We start from the raw sequence: 16,332 nt of genomic DNA, 5'->3' as shown, positions 1-16,332 counted from the left end.
ACACGGACCGGTCACCCCCCAAAGGTGGCCGGTCCGCGTTGTCTGCCCGCGTTTTTTCTGCCCGCTTTCTCCTGCCTGCGGCGTTGTGCCTAGCTGGCCTTGATTTTCAGCGACGTGATCATGCGCTTCGCGTTCACGTACTCCGGGGTCTGCATGTAGGCCCTTGCCGCTTCCAGCGAGGGGAACGTCTTGGCGCCCTTACGGTTTCCGGTCTGCTCGGAACCACCGCTGTTGACCTGGACGGCGTCGGCAAAGTAATAGAAAGGCGACTCTGCCGGACCACTGACCACGTTGTAGAACATGCAGGACTTTCCGTCCTTGCCCGCTACTCTGCCCGCGATGCCGTACGAAGCGGTGACGCGGCCCGGTTCCTGGAGGGCGCGGAAGGCAAAGCGGGGCGTGATGGTGTCAGCCGCGGCAGTGTTGTACGGCAACGCTAGCTCCACCGAGTCCAGGACACTGTAGGGAACCGGGTTCTGGCGGCAGCCGCCGAGCCCGTCAAACGGTTCGTCCAGGCTGATCGGTCTGACGGGTGCCGGTCACCCCTACGGGTGACCGGCCCACCGCATTTCGCTATCCTTGTGCCGGCAATTTCAGGCTGCGAATCATGCTCTTTAGTTTTGTGTACTCGGGTGTCCCCATGTAGGCCTTGGCCTCGGCCATGCTCTGGAACACCGGTTCGTCAAGACTCTTCGAGTCCCTGTCGGCGAAGGTCAGCGAACCCCTCGGTGCGCCGCTGACCACCGAATACATGAGGCAGCTGTTCATGAGCTGGCCGCTGGACTTGTCCACCAGGCCAACCTGGTAACTGAAGCCCTTCCCTACCGATGTCTGGTCGAGTACGCGGTAGGAAAACCGGACCTGCGCCGCGACCGCCCAATCGGAGCTGAGCGACGACGGTGCGGAGTCGAGCTCAGTGGCCGTGTATTTTTCCGGACCGCAGCCGCCTCCCAGCCCACCGCCCAAGCCGTAGTAGAGTCTCGCCACGCGCTTGCTGGACTCATCGAACACACCCACGCCGGTTGCCGGAAAATCTGGAGTGCCTGCTGGCTCGTCTTTCGCGGTCCAGCCCGCGGGGAGTTCGAAACTAACGCTCCCGTCCTTACTGACGAAGCGTCCGGCGGCAGCCACATTGACCGGATGCAGTGCCAAGGAAATCAGCATGCGCTTAGTGTCCTGGTAATCCTGCGTCTGCATGTAAGCCGTGGCCTCCGCAACGCTGTCGAAGGCCAGTGCGGCCTCCTCGCCGTCGGGCTTGAGCCACATGGTATCGCCGAAGTGTGCGAAGGGCATGTTGTCCGGGCCCAAGATGCTGTTGTACAGCCCGCACGTCGTGGTACCCGGAGCCAGCTCTGCGTCATTGAGGGCCATGGAACCATAGATTTTGTCTCCCTGGACGATCCGAAAGACAAACCCGGACGGGCCCCGGGGCATTTCCTTGAGTTTCTGCGCCTTTTGCGGAATGTCGACAATGACTGAGTCAAGGGTGGAGAACGGCTTGGGATCCGCGCAGACGGGTCCTCCCGTTCCGTCGTAGACCAGGCTGAGGGTTGACATCGTCTTGCCGGTGGAATTCTTCACCACGACGGTGTTGTAGGCGCCCCCGTCGATCGATTGCGGCGCCTGGGACACGGTCCAGCTCGCGGGGAGTTCAAACGTGGCCTGGCCAGTCGTGTCAGTGAAGGTAGTCCAGACAGCCGGAGCGGATGTTGCCGTTGGTGTCGGCGACGGCGTCACGCTCGCCGAGGCGGTCGCTGAAGCCGTCGGGGAGGCAACGGCCGTGGGAGCAACGGTGCTGGCCGGCTCCGGGTCGGTGGTGAGTGCCCCCAGGTTCGTTGCCACCAGGACGCCGGCGGTGACGGCCGCCGCTGCCAGGGTCAGCACACCGCCCAGCCTGGCCCGCCGGTGCTTCCGGTCCGCCAGGGAGACGACATTGCGCGGCAGGCGATCGCTAAACTCGCCGGATTCGGCGAGCATCCGGCGCAGTGCTGCCTCGCCGTCGGGCACGGACGGATCGTTGTGCACGGGGTCCGTCGCGGAAATCATGTTCTTGATCGGATCCATCTCAGGCACCCATCTTCTGTGTCATCGTGTCAGCACTGACCGGCATTTGCTTGCGAAAAGCGGCCCGGGCCCGGTGCAGCCGGACCTTGGCGGCGGACTCGCTGCAGTGCAGCACGCCCGCGATGTCAGCGATACTCAATTCATCCCAGTAGGCGAGCTGGAGAATGTCCCGGTCCTTCTCCCGCAAACCGGCCAGGGCGTCCTGGACCGCCACGTTGTCCGAGCCGTCACCGAACCGGACAACGGCCGCGGAGCGCAGCTTGTCCTGCAGCGCCTGCTGCCGGTCCCGGCTACGGTACGCGTTCCCGATCAGGTTGCGGGCCACCGTCAGAAGCCACGCTGTATCCGTCCGCGGTGCGTCATCCCATTTCTGCCACACCACCCGGAAAACATCGGCGGCGAGTTCCTCCGCCAGCTCGGCTGATTCAACCCGCCGCCGCACAAATTTGTAGACCAGTGGGTAACTGTCTTTGTGAATGGCGATAAATGCCAATTCGCGCTCCGAAAGCACGCATCCCCCAAGTATGTTGTGTCCGAAACTGCTGGATAACTGTATTGTTTCCGGCCGCCGGCCCGGGGTTACACGCCCCGCAAAGAATATTCCGCGGAGGCCACGGTCTCGTTGTCGTCGTTCAGGGTGATGACGGCTTCCACAGTGCCTTCCCCCAATGCCAGCGGCAGCCAGTGCTCGGCATCCTGCCACATGCGCGCCAACGGCAGGGACGCGACCTGGAACCATTCCGGGATCATTTCCTGGCTTTCGACGGGTTCGCCACTCCAGCGGCGCGTGGTGAAAAGGCTGGTGGACATGTTCCATTCCGGCCGTGCGGGAAAGACGAATTCGATCAGCCCGGCAACGCGGAGGTCGTCCTCTATGACCACGATTCCGGCTTCCTCAAAGACTTCGCGGCAGGCAGCCTCGGCGTCGGACTCCCCCGGTTCCACGTGCCCGCCGAGCCCCACGATCTTTCCGACACCGAACCCGGTCTTCTTCGTACCGAGGAGGACCTGCGTGCCGGCAGCTCCGTCGCGTAGCAGGAAGCACAGAGTGACAGCTGTCGAGTTCATGAATCCACCCTAGCGCCAGCCCCCGGGGCCGTCGGTGCCCGGCCGCAGGCGTGCCGCGGCGCGGATTTAACCCAGGGCGCGCGGATGCGCTGCGGCGTAGATCTCCCGCAGCGTATCGGCCGTCACCTGGGTGTAGACCTGCGTGGTGGTCACCGAGGCGTGCCCCAGCAGTTCCTGGACCACCCGGACATCGGCGCCACCCTCAAGCAGGTGGGTGGCGAAGGAGTGCCGCAGGGTGTGCGGCGAAACGTCTTTGGTGATGTTGGCCTTGTCCGCCGCCGCCTTCAAAATGGTCCAGGCGCTTTGCCGGCTGATCCTGCCGCCGCGGGCGTTGAGGAACAAGGCAGGGGTGCCCTTGCCCTTGGCGGCCAGCAGGGGCCGGCCGCGGACAAGGTAGGCGTCGAGGGCGCGAGCTCCGTAGGATCCGAGCGGCACGAGACGTTCCTTTGAGCCCTTGCCGAACAGCCTGACGATCGCCGGGCCGTCGCTTTCGCCGGCCTGTTCGGGCGTGTGCAGGGAGATGTCGTCCACATCCAGGCCCACGGCTTCGCTGATGCGGGCACCGGTGGAATAGAGGAACTCGAGCAGCGCGCGGTCGCGCAGGCCGGTGGCCGTATCCGTGCCGGCCGCCTCCAGGATCCGGGTGACCTCGTCGACGCTGATGGCCTTGGGCAGCCGCTTACCGGGCATGGGCGGGTGGACGTCACTGGCCGGATCGGCGGGAGTGACGCCTTCGAGGGCCCAGAACTTGTGGAGTCCGCGGACGGCCACTACCGTCCGGGCTGCCGAGCGGATGCCCAGGGCAGAGCCGCCGTCGGACCCGTCGGAGAGGGCCTGGACGAAGCCGGTGACGTCGTGCCGGGTGATCTCGGCGGGGCGTTCCCGGCCTGTGCTGGCGAGGTGCCTGGCGTACCGGGCCAGGTCCCGCCGGTAGGCGGAGAGGGTGTTGGCCGCGAGCCCCCGTTCCACGCCCATGTGCTGCAGATAGTCAGTTATGGCGCGGTCGATCGCTGTGAGCGGCCGGATGGGCGGGCGTTCGGGAGCGGCTGCCTCCGCCGGCGCGGGGGCCTGAAGTTGCGCGGGGGCCGGAGGCTCGGCAATCAGCGCATCGGTCATTGGCGCTGGCTGGGATGGGCGGGCCAGGGCGCGTCGGCCGGGCGGAGGCTCTCGAAGTTGTCGGCGCGGGCGGCGGCAGCGGCCAGCACGCCGACGACAGCGGACGGGTTGTGCAGGCGGCCATCAAGCACCGCCTGCACAGCCTCGTCCAGCGGGGTCCAGTGCAGTTCGATTTCGGCTTCCTCGTCGGTGCGGACGTGCCGCTCATGTCCCGGCACCTCGCTCAGCCCGCGGGCCAGGTAGATGCGGATGGCTTCGCTGGAGGAACCCGGGGAGTTGAAGAAGTCCGCCAGCACGTTCCAGCGCTCCGCCACGAGGTCCGCTTCCTCGGCCAGTTCGCGGGCGGCGCCGATGACGAAGTCCTCCCCTTCGACGTCCAGCAGCCCGGCGGGGATCTCCCAGAGGTCCATGCCGACGGGGTGCCGGTACTGCCGGAGCAGCAGCACGTCGCCGGCGTCGTTCATGGGAAGTATGGCCACCGCGCCGGGATGGTCGATGTAGTCCCGGACCAGGGTGTCGCCGTCGTCATTGAGCTGGAAACTGTCGCTGACAACGTCCCAGATCCTGCCTTCGTAAACCTTCCGGGAAGACAAAAGACGGCGCGGGCTCGGCTCATCCGAAACCTGCCGTGCAGCATTGGGGGTCTCAGACATACCGGGCATCGCGCCGTCCTTTGATTCAGTTGGAAATTACTTGGACACTGCTGCCGACGAGGGCTTGGGCGCAGCAGCCGGGGCATCGGCCTTTGCACTGGCCGCAGGCACGCCGTTGGCGGCCCGCTGATGCCCAAGGGCAGCTTCGATCAGGCCCGCGAACAGGGGGTGCGGGCGCGTGGGCCGGGAGCTGAGCTCGGGGTGCGCCTGCGTGGCCACGTAGTACGGGTGCACGTCGCGGGGAAGTTCCACGAACTCGACCAGCTTGCCATCGGGCGACGTTCCAGAGAACGACAGGCCCTTGGCGGCAATCTGATCGCGGTACTTGTTGTTGACCTCGTAGCGGTGGCGGTGCCGTTCGCTGACCTTTGTGGTGCCGTAGGTCTCGGCGACGACGGAGCCTTCGTCAAGCTTGGCTTCGTACAGGCCCAGGCGCATGGTGCCGCCGAGGTCGCCCTTGCCGTCGACGATGTCCAACTGCTCTTCCATCGTGGCGATGACGGGGTACTTGGAATCCGGCTCGAACTCGGACGAGGACGCTCCCTCGAGGCCGACCACGTTGCGGGCGTACTCGATCACCATGCACTGCAGGCCCAGGCACAGGCCCAGGACCGGGAGCTTGGTTTCGCGGGCGTACTTCAGGGCGCCGAGCTTGCCTTCGAGGCCGCGGATGCCGAAGCCGCCCGGAACGCAGATGGCGTCGACGCCGTTCAGGGACTGCACGGCACCCTCGCGGGTTTCGCATTCGTCCGAGGGGACCCAGCGGATCTTGACCTTGGTGTCGTTGGCGAAGCCGCCGGCCCGCAGGGCCTCCGTAACGGACAGGTAGGCGTCCGGCAGGTCGATGTACTTGCCCACGAGCGCGACCTCTACCTCGTGCTTCGGGTTGTGGACGGCGTCGAGCAGCTTGTCCCAGCTGGTCCAGTCCACATCCTTGAACGGCAGGTCCAGGGCGCGGACGATGTATGAATCCAGGCCCTGGGAGTGCAGGGTCTTCGGGATGTCGTAGATGCTCGGTGCGTCCGGGCAGCCGATCACGGCGTCGATGTCGACGTCGCACATGCGGCCGATCTTGTCGCGCATCGGCTGCGGGACTTCGCGGTCCGAACGGATCACGATTGCCTCCGGCTGGATGCCGATGGAGCGCAGCGCGGCAACGGAGTGCTGCGTCGGCTTGGTCTTCAGCTCCTGCGACGGGCCGATGTACGGCACGAGGGACACGTGCAGGAAGAAGACATTTCCGCGGCCGATGTCCTGGCGGACCTGTCGTGCGGACTCCAGGAACGGCTGGGACTCAATGTCGCCCACCGTGCCGCCGATTTCGGTGATGATGACGTCCGGGGCGTTCTTGCCCTCGGCGGGAAGCCGCATGCGCCGCTTGATCTCATCGGTGATGTGCGGGATGACCTGGACGGTGTCGCCGAGGTATTCGCCGCGGCGTTCCTTGGCGATGACGGTCGAGTAGACCTGGCCGGTTGTGACGTTGGCCGATCCTTCGAGGTTTTCATCGAGGAAGCGCTCATAGTGGCCGATGTCCAGGTCCGTTTCGGCGCCGTCGTCAGTGACGAAGACTTCGCCGTGCTGGAAGGGGTTCATCGTGCCCGGATCCACGTTCAGATAGGGATCGAGCTTTTGCATTGTTACAGACAGACCACGTGCCCGCAGAAGGTGGCCGAGGCTCGAAGCCGTCAGTCCCTTACCGAGCGAGGACGCTACACCACCGGTGACGAAGATGTGTTTGGTCGTCTTGGACGAGCCCGGAAACCGGGAATTTACACGAGAGTTTGATCGCTGCACCACGGGGTTTGAGCTTATCATCAATTCGGCCTTCCACGGGCTCCTTGGCGGGATCCCAATGTGATTGTTGTCCTAGCTGCGGTCCCGTCGGGAATCCTTGCGGAGGTCCCCGGCGGCCCGCCTAGATTTGCGGCAGGAGTTTGGCGTCGTCCAGCAGCTCCTGGGCGTGGGCCTGCGCTGATTCCGAGTCCTCCTGGCCCGCCAGCATGCGGGCCAGCTCGCGGACGCGTTCGGCCTCGTCCAGCAGCTGCACGTCGCTGGAGGTGAAGCCCGTGGCCGTAGCGCCGTCAGCGCCCCGCACGGAGGTCTTGGTGACCCTGATGTGCTGGTTCGCGAACGCGGCCACCTGCGGCAGGTGGGTCACCACGAGGACCTGAACGTGCTGGGCCAGCATCGCCAGCCGGCGCCCTATCTCGACGGCGGCACGGCCGCCCACGCCGGCGTCGACCTCGTCGAAGACGAACGTCGGGACGGGATCGACGGCGGCCAGCACCACTTCGATGGCGAGCATGACTCGGGAGAGTTCACCGCCCGAGGCGCCCTTGCCCAGCGGCCGGGCCGGCGCGCCGGAGTGCGGCTGCAGCAGGAACGAGATCTCATCGGCCCCGAACGGTCCCAGCTGGCCTGCGGGTTCCACGTTGATCACCAGGGTGGCGTCTGCCATGGCCAGCGCGGTCAGCTCTGCACTGACCCGTGCGGAGAGATCCTTGGCGGCCTTCGTGCGCGCTTTGCTGATCGCGGCGGCCTTCTTCCGGAGCTCGGCTTCGGCCCGGGCAACCTCGGCGTCCAGCGATTCGATCCGGGTGGAGTCGTCCTGCAGTTCCTCATGCCGGGCGCGGGCGGCCTCGGCCCAGACCAACACCTCGTCGATGCTTGGCGCGTACTTGCGCACCAGCTTGGCCAGCGCGGCCCGGCGGTCCTCGATCTCGGCGAGCCGTTCCGGGCCCTCCGTGTCCAGGGCGGCCTGGTAGCTGGCGAGTTCCGCGGCGATGTCGTTGAGCAGGAAGCCGACCTCGGCCAGGCGCGCCGCGGCGGACCCCAGCTCCTCGTCGTGTTCGGCAACGTGCTCCAGGGTGCGCTTGGCGGCATCCACCAGGGTGGTGGCGTCGGCTTCCTCGCCGAAGTCCTCGGCGATGAGCGCCTGGTGGGCGGTGCTGGCTGCGATCCGCAGTTCCTCGACGTTGGCCAGTTTCACGGCCTCGGCCTTGAGGGCATCGTCCTCCGCCGGCTGCGGGTCCACGGCGTCGATCTCGGCCAGGGCAGCCTGCAGCGACTCGGCCTCGCGGAGGCGTTCACGGGCGGCGCTGCGCAGGGCGTCCAGCTCGCCCTGGCTGGCGTGCCAGTGGGTGTAGAGGTCCTGGTAGGCGGCAAGCGTCCCCGCGAGGCCCTCGCCCGCGAATTTGTCCAGGGCGCCGCGTTGCGCCACCGGGCTCTTGAGCCGGATCTGGTCCGACTGCCCATGCACCACCACGAGGGTTTCGCCGATTTCGGCCAGCACCCCGACCGGCGCGGCGCGTCCGCCCAGGTAGGCACGGCTGCGGCCGTCGGCTCCGACGCTGCGGGCAAGCAGCAGTTCCACGCCGCCGTCGAACTCCTCAACCTCCGCGCCGGCCTCGCGGGACCGCGCGACGGCGGCGTGGCCGGCGTCGAGCTTCAACACCGCCTCCGCGGAAGCGCTCTTCGCACCGCTGCGGACGGCACCGGCGTCGGACCTGGCACCCAGAAGCAGGCCGACGGCGGTGACCACCATGGTCTTGCCGGCACCGGTTTCACCGGTCACCACGCTGAGGCCCGGGCCCAGCGGCAGGATGGCGTCGGTGATGACGCCGAGATCGCGGATACGCAGTTCTTCAAGCATGGTTCACTTCGCAGTCGAGGGATCGGGGGTGTCACCGGGATCCGTGTGGCCCGGCAAGGGCAGCGGCGGCATGGGACGGGGCGTGCGAATTATCGGGATGGGTCCGGTGTGGATGACCTCGGCCTGCGGCATGGGGCCGCGCCAGCCCTGGATCGGGAGCTCGAATTTGCGCACCAGCCTGCCTGAGAAGGGGGTCTGGTGCGTCCTGGCCAGCCGCACGGGCGTCGCGGAGCGGGTCACTTCGACGCGCGCGCCGGGCGGCAGATCCACCGAGCGGCGGCCGTCGCACCAGAGGACGCCCTGGGCATCGGTCCGGTTCAGGATCTCGACCGCAAGCCTGGACCGGGGCGAGACCACGAGCGGCTTCGCGAAGAGGGCATGGGCACTGATCGGCACGATCAGCAGGGCCTCGACCTCGGGCCACACCACAGGACCGCCGGCGGAAAACGCGTAGGCCGTGGAGCCTGTGGGCGTGGCCAGGACTACGCCGTCGCACCCGAATGAGGTCAGGGGGCGTTCGTCGACTTCCGTGACCACCTCCAGCATCCGTTCCCGGTTGCCCTTTTCGATCGCGGCCTCGTTGAGGGCCCACGTGTGCCAGATCTTCTGACCGCGGACCCAGACCTGGACGTCGATCGTCATGCGCTCCTCCACCGTGTAGTCACGGCTGGCGATCCACTCGACGGTCTGGGCGAGGTCGGCCCGCTCGCTCTCTGCCAGGAACCCCACGTGGCCGAGGTTGACCCCGAGCAGCGGCACGTCGACTTCGCGGACGAGCTCGGCAGCGCGGAGGATGGTGCCGTCCCCGCCCAGCACCATGACGAGTTCTACCTCGGGCAGCTTCACGTGGTCGTGAAGGACCTCGACGGGGTGGTCGAGCCGGCCGAAGAAGCGGACCATGTCCCCGAGCTCGTTCTCCTGCAGCACAGGGACCAGCCCGGATTCATGCAACAGGGCGCACGCTTCCCAGGCAGCCTTGAGGGACTCCTCGCGCCCTGTGTGGGCAAGGATGAGGACACGCCTGCTCATCGGGTTCCGCCTTCTGGTGGTACTAGTGGTTCGGCCAGATTGTTCCGAGCAACGCAGCAACGGCTGCGTCCCGCTCCTCGATCTTAGGCGGGACTTCCGACATCGCGCGTTTTATCCACAGGAAGTATTCGACATTGCCGTCCTGGCCCGGCAGCGGGCTTTGGGCCAGGCCGGACAAGACCAGGCCCGCATCCACGGCGGCGGCAGCCACCTTGCCCACGGCGAGCCGGCGTTCCCGTTCCGAGGTGACCACGCCGGTCCGGCCCAGCCGGTCCTTGCCGATCTCGAATTGTGGTTTGACCATGAGGACGAGGTCGCCGCCGGGCTCGGTGCAGGCCGCCAGCGGCGCCACCACGAGTGTCAGCGAGATGAAGGACAGATCCGCCACCGTCAACGCAGACTGGCCGCCGATTTCCCCGGGCGTCATGTACCGCACGTTGAGGCCTTCGTGCACGGCAACGCGGGAGTCATTCCGGATTTCCGGCACCATTTGGCCGTGCCCTACGTCCACGGCCACCACGTGGGCGGCTCCGCGCCGAAGCAGCACATCCGTGAACCCGCCGGTCGAGGCACCGGCGTCGAGGCACCGTTTGCCCGCGACGTCGACGGCGGGAAAGGCATCCAGCGCCCCGGCCAGCTTGTGCCCGGCGCGGCTGACGTAGCCGTCCTCAGCGGAGGCCATGACATCCAGCGCGGCATCGTCCGGGACCTGCAGTGACGCCTTGGCGAGGACCTCGCCTCCGGAGCTCACCTTGCCCTCGGAAATCAGCCGGGCGGCATGCGTCCGGGACCTGGCGAGCCCCCGGCTGACGAGCGCCTGGTCTAGCCGACTCACGATCCCCCGTCCCCCGCGGCATGGATACGGCGCGCCACGCCGGCGTGGGAAGCCACGTCTTCGTTCAGGGCCTCCAGCAGGGCATCATGCATGTCGGCATAGACTTCCCCGTGCCCGGAAACGGGCGTTTGCCGCACGGCCGCAAGCCGGTCCAGCACAGCGCTGACGGCCGCGTCCTGGACGTGTGCCTGCTGTTCTGGTGCCTGCTGTTCTGATGCCGCGTCCCCGGACGGTTCCGCCGGGAGCTGCCGCGAAGGCAGATCCGGCCACGCGACGTCGGCCGCGGGGCTAGGCGCCTCCGCCTCCGCCACAGCTGGCGGCTGGATTGGGGCCTGGTTTAGCTGCTGGTTCGGCTCGGTCATGTCTCCAGCCTAGTGATCGAGCCACTCGAGGGCCGGAGCCAGTGCGCTGGTGGTCTCGGGGTTCGCTGCCCACCAGGCCGAGCAGGCGGCACGCCATGAATCGAGGTCGGCGGGGTCCCCGCTGATGTGGACGGACTGGCCCCGTACGATCGCCGAGGCCGTGCCGCTGCGGAACCGCCCGGCGTCGTGCTCCACGGCCGGGTATGGCGCGTACAGGCCGGTCAGGTCATTGATGAGGAAATCGGGGCGTTCCATGGACTTCGCGGCGAGGATTGATTCCCTGGTGTCCACGCCTGTCAGCACAGCCACCGTGGCGAAGCCGGCGTTGTTGCCGCCGAGGATGTCGGTGTCCAGTCGGTCACCGACGACGAGCGGCCGGTCCGCGGCCAGCCGCTTGGCGGCGGTGTGGAACAGCGGCGCCTCGGGTTTGCCCGCCACGATCGGGCTCTTGCCGGTCGCGGCGGCCACGGCTGCCACGAGCGTCCCGTTACCGGGGGCAATTCCGCGCGCCTGAGGTATGGACCAGTCAGTGTTGGTCGCCACCCAGAGGGCGCCGCCGGCGACGACGTACGACGCCTCGGCGAGGTCCTTCCATCCGATGTCCGGGCTAAAGCCCTGCACGACGGCGACGGGGTCATCCTCCGCGCCGCGGACGGGAACCAGACCGACCAGCTCAATTTCCTGGGCCAGTGCGGCACTGCCCGTGATCAGCACGTGGGCCCCGGCCGGCAGCAGCGAGGCCAGCAGCGCTGCCGCCGCCTGCGAGGAACTCACCACTTGGTGGTCCTCGGCGGGGGCGCCGAGATCGCGAAGGTGTTGCGCTACCTGCGCCGGAGAACGGGATGCGTTGTTGGTGACGTAGCCCAGGCCGACGCCTACACCGGCGAGCCGGCGCAGCGACTCGACGGCCCCGGGGATGGCATGGGGGCCGGCATAGACAACGCCGTCGAGGTCGGCGAGCAGGGCATCAAAGGTGGAGATCAGCGCAGTATCCGTCATGCGGTTAGTCCTCCACACGTTCACGCTGGGCAGGCTCTGAGTCGTCGACGAGTTCCTGATCCGCTTCAGCGTTCCGTTCCCCGTCGGCGTCATCTTCAGCTTCGGTGTCGGCTTCGGTGTCGGCTTCAGCTTCGGTGTCGGCTTCGGTGTCGGCTTCGGTGTCGGCTTCGGTGTCGGCTTCGGTGTCGGCTTCATCGAGCACGTCGGCTTCGACCGAATCCTGGTCGGACTCGGCGTCGTCGGACTCGAAGTAGTCGGCTTCGGCGTCGTCGCTGCTGTCGTCAATGGCATTGTCGTCGATGGAACTGTTGTCGCTCGCGCTGCCGTCGATCGCGTTCAGGCCGGCCGCTCCGGCTGCGGTGCCGGTGGCTTCTGCCGCGACAGCAGCGCCGGCGGCACGCGGCGCGCGCTCTTCGGTTCCGCCGTGCATGTCGGCATTCTCCTGCTCGCGGAGCCTGCGCTGCCGGTTCTCCTCGCGGGCCTCTTCTTCCTCGTCCCAGCCGAGATCGATGATGTCAGGGTCTTCGTCAGCCCCGAGTCCGAGTGCGTTTTCGGCCACGACGGCCTGCCGCTGCCACTTGTCGGCCTCGGCAGCGCGGCCGGCAGCCGTCAGTGCGTCAGCGTAGGCGCGGAACAGTCGCGGGCTGTAGGAAAAGGCGCGGTTGATGTCCAGCAGCGGAATTTCCAGTTCGGAAACCGCGGCGTCGAACTGCCCGAGGTCCGTGCGGGCCCCGGCTGCCACGATAGCCAGCTCCACCTTGCCGGGGGCGTCCAGATCCTTGGCTTCGTCGGACCGGGCCATGTCCAGGGCGCGGTCCGGGCGGCCAAGGCCCCGCTCGCAGTCGGCCATGACCGGCAGGTGCATGTTGGAGCCGCTGATCCGTCGGTAGGTGCGGAATTCCCGGAGGGCTTCACCATAGTGGCCGGCCGCATAGGCGGTCAGGCCGACAGCTTCGCGGACGGACGCAAGGCGTCCGCCGCGGCGGCTGGCTGCCAGGGCATGCTGGAAGGCAAGCTCAGGTTCTTCGTCCAGAAGCCGTCCCGCCATGACGAGGTGGCGGGCCACCCATTCGGCGCTGGTGCCTTCGAGGGTCTTGATCTGGTGCTGGGTGGCACGGTCAAGTTCCTTGCCCGTGACGTCCTCGTCGATCTGGGGTGAACGTTCCCGGTCGGGACGGTTGGCGCTGCGGAGATCGCGGGCATTGGGCACGCGTACCGGACGGTCTTCCGGACGGTCCCGCCCGTACTGGCGCGGGCCTGAGTCGCCACGGTCGAAGCTCCGTGCCGGACGGTCCTCGCGGTTGCCGAACGGCTTGCGGTTGTCGCCGCTGCCATAAGGCTTGCGGTCACGGTCACGGTCGCCGCCGCCGAAGCTGCGCTGTCCCCCGCCTTCACGCGGAGCACGATCACCGTACGGCTTGCGGTCACGATCGCCACCGCCGCTATACGGCTTTCGGTCGCCATAGGTCGGGCGGCTATCGCCACCAAAGCTGCGCTGTCCCCCACCCTCATGCGGAGCACGATCACCATACGGCTTGCGGTCACGATCTCCACCGCCGCTATACGGCTTACGGTCGCCATAGGACGGGCGGCTATCGCCACCGCTGTACGGCTTGCGGTCGCCATAGGTCGGGCGGCTATCGCCGCCGAAGCTGCGCTGTCCCCCGCCTTCACGCGGAGCACGATCGCCGTACGGCTTGCGGTCACGATCGCCACCGCCGCTATACGGCTTACGGTCACCATAGGACGGGCGGCTATCGCCACCAAAGCTGCGCTGTCCCCCACCCTCACGCGGAGCACGATCACCATACGGCTTACGCTCACCGCCGGAATACGGCTTACGTTCGCTACCGCCGAACCCACGCTGATCCCCGCCCTCACGCGGAGTCCGCTCACCATACGGCTTACGGTCGCCATAGGACGGGCGGCTATCGCCACCGAAGCTGCGCTGTCCCCCACCCTCACGCGGAGCACGATCACCATACGGCTTACGCTCACCGCCGGAATACGGCTTACGCTCACTACCGCCGAACCCACGCTGATCCCCGCCCTCACGCGGAGCACGCTCACCATACGGCTTACGGTCACGGTCTTCCCTGGAACGGAACCCGCGAGGATCGCCGCCCGAGTTGCTCGTGCCGCGGAAAGGGGCTCCACCGGAACTGCGTCCGCCAGAGTTGTCGTGGGCCTTGCCGCCACGGTTGCCATCATTGTGCTCAGCCATGCTGGAATCCTCCTGTTGCGAGCTGACCACTGGCGCAATCGCAGCCGCTCTGTTCCGTGTTTCGTCTCCTACGCAACCCGAAATCAAGCGCTTCGAAGTCCGTACATCTCCCCCAATTCTAGGCGAGCAACCCGCCACCGGCTAACGGCAACCCCCAAGAGGGCACGTCGGTGGCGAGGCTCACAACGCCTCAGCAGCAGGGGCTCATGGGGCCGTTCAGGAACCAGGCTGAACGAGGCTCCCCCGGGATGGTGCGGGACGTGAGGGAACATGTCCAACTAGGTAGCAGCCGGGGGTAGAAAGGTAGCTAAATGGCTCTTCCTACCTGAGGTGGGGATGGGACAGTCCGCCGCCGATGAGCAGCATGCGTAGTCGGTAGTGCTTCCGGTTGCGGAAGCCGCGGGCAACGCGGCGGTGGAGTTCGATGAGGCCGTTGATCGCTTCGGTGCCGCCGGACCGGTCGACTGGGGCGACCTCGCTGGTGGCGCAGGCTACTTCGACCAGGCCCACTTCGGCCACGAGTTCCGGGCGTTCACCGGGCTCATGCCGACCCGGTACGTCGAAGTCTGGCGGCGATTCCTGCGCGAACATCCCGGCCACGCGCTGGACGGCTGGCCGCTGCCGGCCGACTAATTTCCTACTAGAGCGACAGCTCACGACACGCTAATGTGGGGGCACCCCAAAGCAGAGGAGAGCCCCGTGGGCAAGGTGGTCATGTACAGCTCGGTGTCGGTGGACGGCTTCGTCGCGGACGAGAATGACCAGCCCGGACTGCTGTTCGACTGGTTGTCCAACGGTGACGTCCCGTTGGACGAGAGCGGCGAGGTGAAGGTGTCTCAGACGTCCTACGACTACACCCGGCCGTACTGGGACCAGATCGGGGCGACAATCGTCGGCCGCCACGTCTTCGACATGACGGACGGCTGGGACGGGAAGCCTCCGAGCGGGATCGACCACGTGGTCGTCGTGACGCACCGGCCGCAGCCCGAGGGCTGGGACCCCGAGGCGCCGTTTCACTTCGTCGACGGCGTCGAGGCAGCCATGGCCAAGGCGCAAGAGCTTGCGGGTGACCGCATCGTCGAGGTCGCCGCTGGTGACGTCGGTGGCCAGATGCTTGCCGCGGGCCTGGTCGACGAGGTGCGCATGGACGTCGTACCCATCGTGTTCGGGTCCGGCAAGCGCTACTTCGGGTCGGTCCACGCACAGCACCTGTTGGAGGATCCCGACGTGGTGATTCAGGGCAACCGGGTGCTTCACCTGCGCTATCGGGTGCGCCGTTGACCGATCTGAGCGGGTACGCGAAGAAGTCTACTGCGAACGGTGACACAAGATCGGGCCTCCGGCTGCGGTTGCGCGTCGCTGCCCCGGGACCGACGCGCCAGCCAACATCCAGCCAGCGGTTACACCCTCAACTGTGAAGAGCCCGGGTCGGTCAGCGCAGGCGTTCCCGCTGCGCTGAGCGAGGTGATCACGCTGGGCCGAACGCTGAAGAAGCGCGCCGTCGACGTGCTGGCCTACTTCGACCGACCCGGCACCAGCAACGGCCCAACCGAGGCGATCAACGGACGACTCGAACACCTCCGCGGCTCCGCCCTCGGGTTCCGCAACCTCACCAACTACATCGCCAGATCGCTACTCGAGACCGGCGGCTTCAGGCCGCTGCTACATCCTGGATTGTGAAGAGCCCGGAAACCTAGGACCCTCCCTCACGTATCGCGGGACCTGTCCAGCCCCTCCCGCACGTCTTGGGTGTTCGACAGCGGCGCCGGGTCCCGGGTGCCTGCCGGCCCGTGCGGCAGCAGGCGAGGGAGCGTCCGGCAGGAGAAGCTGCAGGAAGACGTGAACGAGGCTCCCCCGGGATGGTGCGGGACGTGAGGGAGCAGGTCCAACTAGGTAGCAGCCGGGGTAGAAAGGTAGCTTAAATGCGGGAGGACCCCCAACCTGTGGTTGGGGGTCCTCGACCGTGAATGGTGTTCCGGCGGTGACCTACTCTCCCACACCCTCCCGGGTGCAGTACCATCGGCGCTGTGGGTCTTAGCTTCCGGGTTCGGGATGGGACCGGGCGTTTCCCCCACGCTATGACCGCCGTAACCCTGTGTCCGCACCCGCCGGCGTGGCGTGGGGGTGGGAAATCTGGTGGTTACAACATCTGTGGTGTTGTTATTTTGTTGTCGGTTCCTGTGCAACAGTGCCGTCGGTGACGGGTTTGTTGTTTGGGAACCACATAGTGGACGCAAGCAGTCTTGTTTCTTTGTACCCTTCCCGGGGTGTGAACGTCTTTTGAATCCGTTCACGGGATGGGTGTGTGGTGTAAGTTATCGGCCTAT

The 16,332-nt window shown here is 66.9% G+C and carries 14 protein-coding genes, 1 rRNA gene and 2 pseudogenes; 2 read left to right on the top strand and 15 right to left on the bottom strand.

Features of this window, described 5'->3' with window-relative positions:
- Positions 1-89: 89 nt before the first annotated feature.
- The 14 genes and pseudogenes from LQV16_RS03305 to LQV16_RS03240 form a co-directional block, all read right to left on the bottom strand.
- Complete coding sequence (locus tag LQV16_RS03305) at positions 90-434, bottom strand: hypothetical protein (protein WP_229992520.1); 345 nt, start codon at positions 432-434, stop codon at positions 90-92.
- A gap of 139 nt (positions 435-573) precedes the next feature.
- A complete protein-coding gene (locus LQV16_RS03300; RefSeq protein ID WP_229992519.1) occupies positions 574-2,073 on the bottom strand; it encodes a hypothetical protein in 1,500 nt (499 codons plus the stop codon).
- Positions 2,066-2,557: a sigma-70 family RNA polymerase sigma factor gene (locus LQV16_RS03295; protein WP_229992518.1), complete on the bottom strand. Its 492-nt coding sequence runs from the start codon at positions 2,555-2,557 to the stop codon at positions 2,066-2,068. The genes LQV16_RS03300 and LQV16_RS03295 overlap by 8 nt, the downstream gene beginning before the upstream one ends.
- Before the next feature lie 86 nt (positions 2,558-2,643).
- On the bottom strand, positions 2,644-3,132 hold the full coding sequence (locus LQV16_RS03290) for an 8-oxo-dGTP diphosphatase (protein WP_229992517.1): 489 nt from the start codon (positions 3,130-3,132) through the stop codon (positions 2,644-2,646).
- A 66-nt stretch (positions 3,133-3,198) separates the two neighbouring features.
- Positions 3,199-4,248 carry a site-specific tyrosine recombinase XerD gene (gene xerD, locus LQV16_RS03285; RefSeq protein ID WP_290369319.1) on the bottom strand — a complete coding sequence of 350 codons (1,050 nt, stop codon included), beginning with the start codon at positions 4,246-4,248 and terminating at the stop codon, positions 3,199-3,201.
- Entirely contained in the window at positions 4,245-4,910 is a 666-nt protein-coding gene (locus tag LQV16_RS03280; RefSeq protein ID WP_229992516.1) for an NUDIX hydrolase, read from the bottom strand. The genes xerD and LQV16_RS03280 overlap by 4 nt, the downstream gene beginning before the upstream one ends.
- Before the next feature lie 27 nt (positions 4,911-4,937).
- The gene (locus LQV16_RS03275) at positions 4,938-6,719 is read right to left on the bottom strand and encodes a CTP synthase (RefSeq protein WP_229992515.1); all 1,782 of its coding nucleotides are present in this window, start codon (positions 6,717-6,719) and stop codon (positions 4,938-4,940) included.
- A 100-nt stretch (positions 6,720-6,819) separates the two neighbouring features.
- Entirely contained in the window at positions 6,820-8,556 is a 1,737-nt protein-coding gene (gene recN / locus LQV16_RS03270; RefSeq protein ID WP_229992514.1) for a DNA repair protein RecN, read from the bottom strand.
- A 3-nt stretch (positions 8,557-8,559) separates the two neighbouring features.
- Positions 8,560-9,585: an NAD kinase gene (locus LQV16_RS03265; protein WP_229992513.1), complete on the bottom strand. Its 1,026-nt coding sequence runs from the start codon at positions 9,583-9,585 to the stop codon at positions 8,560-8,562.
- A 22-nt stretch (positions 9,586-9,607) separates the two neighbouring features.
- Entirely contained in the window at positions 9,608-10,420 is an 813-nt protein-coding gene (locus LQV16_RS03260) for a TlyA family RNA methyltransferase (RefSeq protein WP_229992512.1), read from the bottom strand.
- The gene (locus tag LQV16_RS03255; RefSeq protein ID WP_229992510.1) at positions 10,417-10,782 is read right to left on the bottom strand and encodes a hypothetical protein; all 366 of its coding nucleotides are present in this window, start codon (positions 10,780-10,782) and stop codon (positions 10,417-10,419) included. The genes LQV16_RS03260 and LQV16_RS03255 overlap by 4 nt, the downstream gene beginning before the upstream one ends.
- A 9-nt stretch (positions 10,783-10,791) precedes the next feature.
- Positions 10,792-11,781, bottom strand: a complete 990-nt coding sequence (locus LQV16_RS03250) for an HAD-IIA family hydrolase (protein WP_229992509.1) — start codon at positions 11,779-11,781, stop codon at positions 10,792-10,794.
- A gap of 4 nt (positions 11,782-11,785) precedes the next feature.
- The gene (locus LQV16_RS03245; RefSeq protein ID WP_229992506.1) at positions 11,786-14,005 is read right to left on the bottom strand and encodes a hypothetical protein; all 2,220 of its coding nucleotides are present in this window, start codon (positions 14,003-14,005) and stop codon (positions 11,786-11,788) included.
- A 321-nt stretch (positions 14,006-14,326) separates the two neighbouring features.
- Positions 14,327-14,461 (bottom strand): annotated as a pseudogene (locus tag LQV16_RS03240) (transposase); the annotation flags it as partial.
- A gap of 243 nt (positions 14,462-14,704) precedes the next feature.
- Here LQV16_RS03240 and LQV16_RS03235 point away from each other — a divergent pair.
- Positions 14,705-15,286 carry a dihydrofolate reductase family protein gene (locus LQV16_RS03235; RefSeq protein ID WP_229992575.1) on the top strand — a complete coding sequence of 194 codons (582 nt, stop codon included), beginning with the start codon at positions 14,705-14,707 and terminating at the stop codon, positions 15,284-15,286.
- Between the two features lie 150 nt (positions 15,287-15,436).
- A pseudogene (locus tag LQV16_RS03230) lies at positions 15,437-15,685 on the top strand (transposase); the annotation flags it as partial.
- A 293-nt stretch (positions 15,686-15,978) separates the two neighbouring features.
- On the opposite strand, the gene rrf reads toward LQV16_RS03230, so the two are convergent.
- Positions 15,979-16,095 (bottom strand): 5S ribosomal RNA (gene rrf, locus LQV16_RS03225).
- Between the last annotated feature and the right edge of the window lie 237 nt (positions 16,096-16,332).

Source organism: Arthrobacter sp. Bi26 (assembly GCF_918697925.1).
Classification (GTDB): domain Bacteria; phylum Actinomycetota; class Actinomycetes; order Actinomycetales; family Micrococcaceae; genus Arthrobacter.
Note: the sequence above shows the minus strand (reverse complement) of the source record. Positions and strands in the feature narration are given on the sequence as shown.

What these genes read in the sequence shown, in the direction of transcription:
- LQV16_RS03290 (WP_229992517.1), bottom strand. Translation starts at nt 3,132, where the DNA reads ATGAACTCGACAGCTGTCACTCTGTGCTTCCTGCTACGCGACGGAGCT.
- xerD (WP_290369319.1), bottom strand. Translation starts at nt 4,248, where the DNA reads ATGACCGATGCGCTGATTGCCGAGCCTCCGGCCCCCGCGCAACTTCAG.
- LQV16_RS03280 (WP_229992516.1), bottom strand. Translation starts at nt 4,910, where the DNA reads ATGCCCGGTATGTCTGAGACCCCCAATGCTGCACGGCAGGTTTCGGAT.
- LQV16_RS03275 (WP_229992515.1), bottom strand. Translation starts at nt 6,719, where the DNA reads ATGATAAGCTCAAACCCCGTGGTGCAGCGATCAAACTCTCGTGTAAAT.
- recN (WP_229992514.1), bottom strand. Translation starts at nt 8,556, where the DNA reads ATGCTTGAAGAACTGCGTATCCGCGATCTCGGCGTCATCACCGACGCC.
- LQV16_RS03265 (WP_229992513.1), bottom strand. Translation starts at nt 9,585, where the DNA reads ATGAGCAGGCGTGTCCTCATCCTTGCCCACACAGGGCGCGAGGAGTCC.
- LQV16_RS03255 (WP_229992510.1), bottom strand. Translation starts at nt 10,782, where the DNA reads ATGACCGAGCCGAACCAGCAGCTAAACCAGGCCCCAATCCAGCCGCCA.
- LQV16_RS03250 (WP_229992509.1), bottom strand. Translation starts at nt 11,781, where the DNA reads ATGACGGATACTGCGCTGATCTCCACCTTTGATGCCCTGCTCGCCGAC.
- LQV16_RS03245 (WP_229992506.1), bottom strand. Translation starts at nt 14,005, where the DNA reads ATGGCTGAGCACAATGATGGCAACCGTGGCGGCAAGGCCCACGACAAC.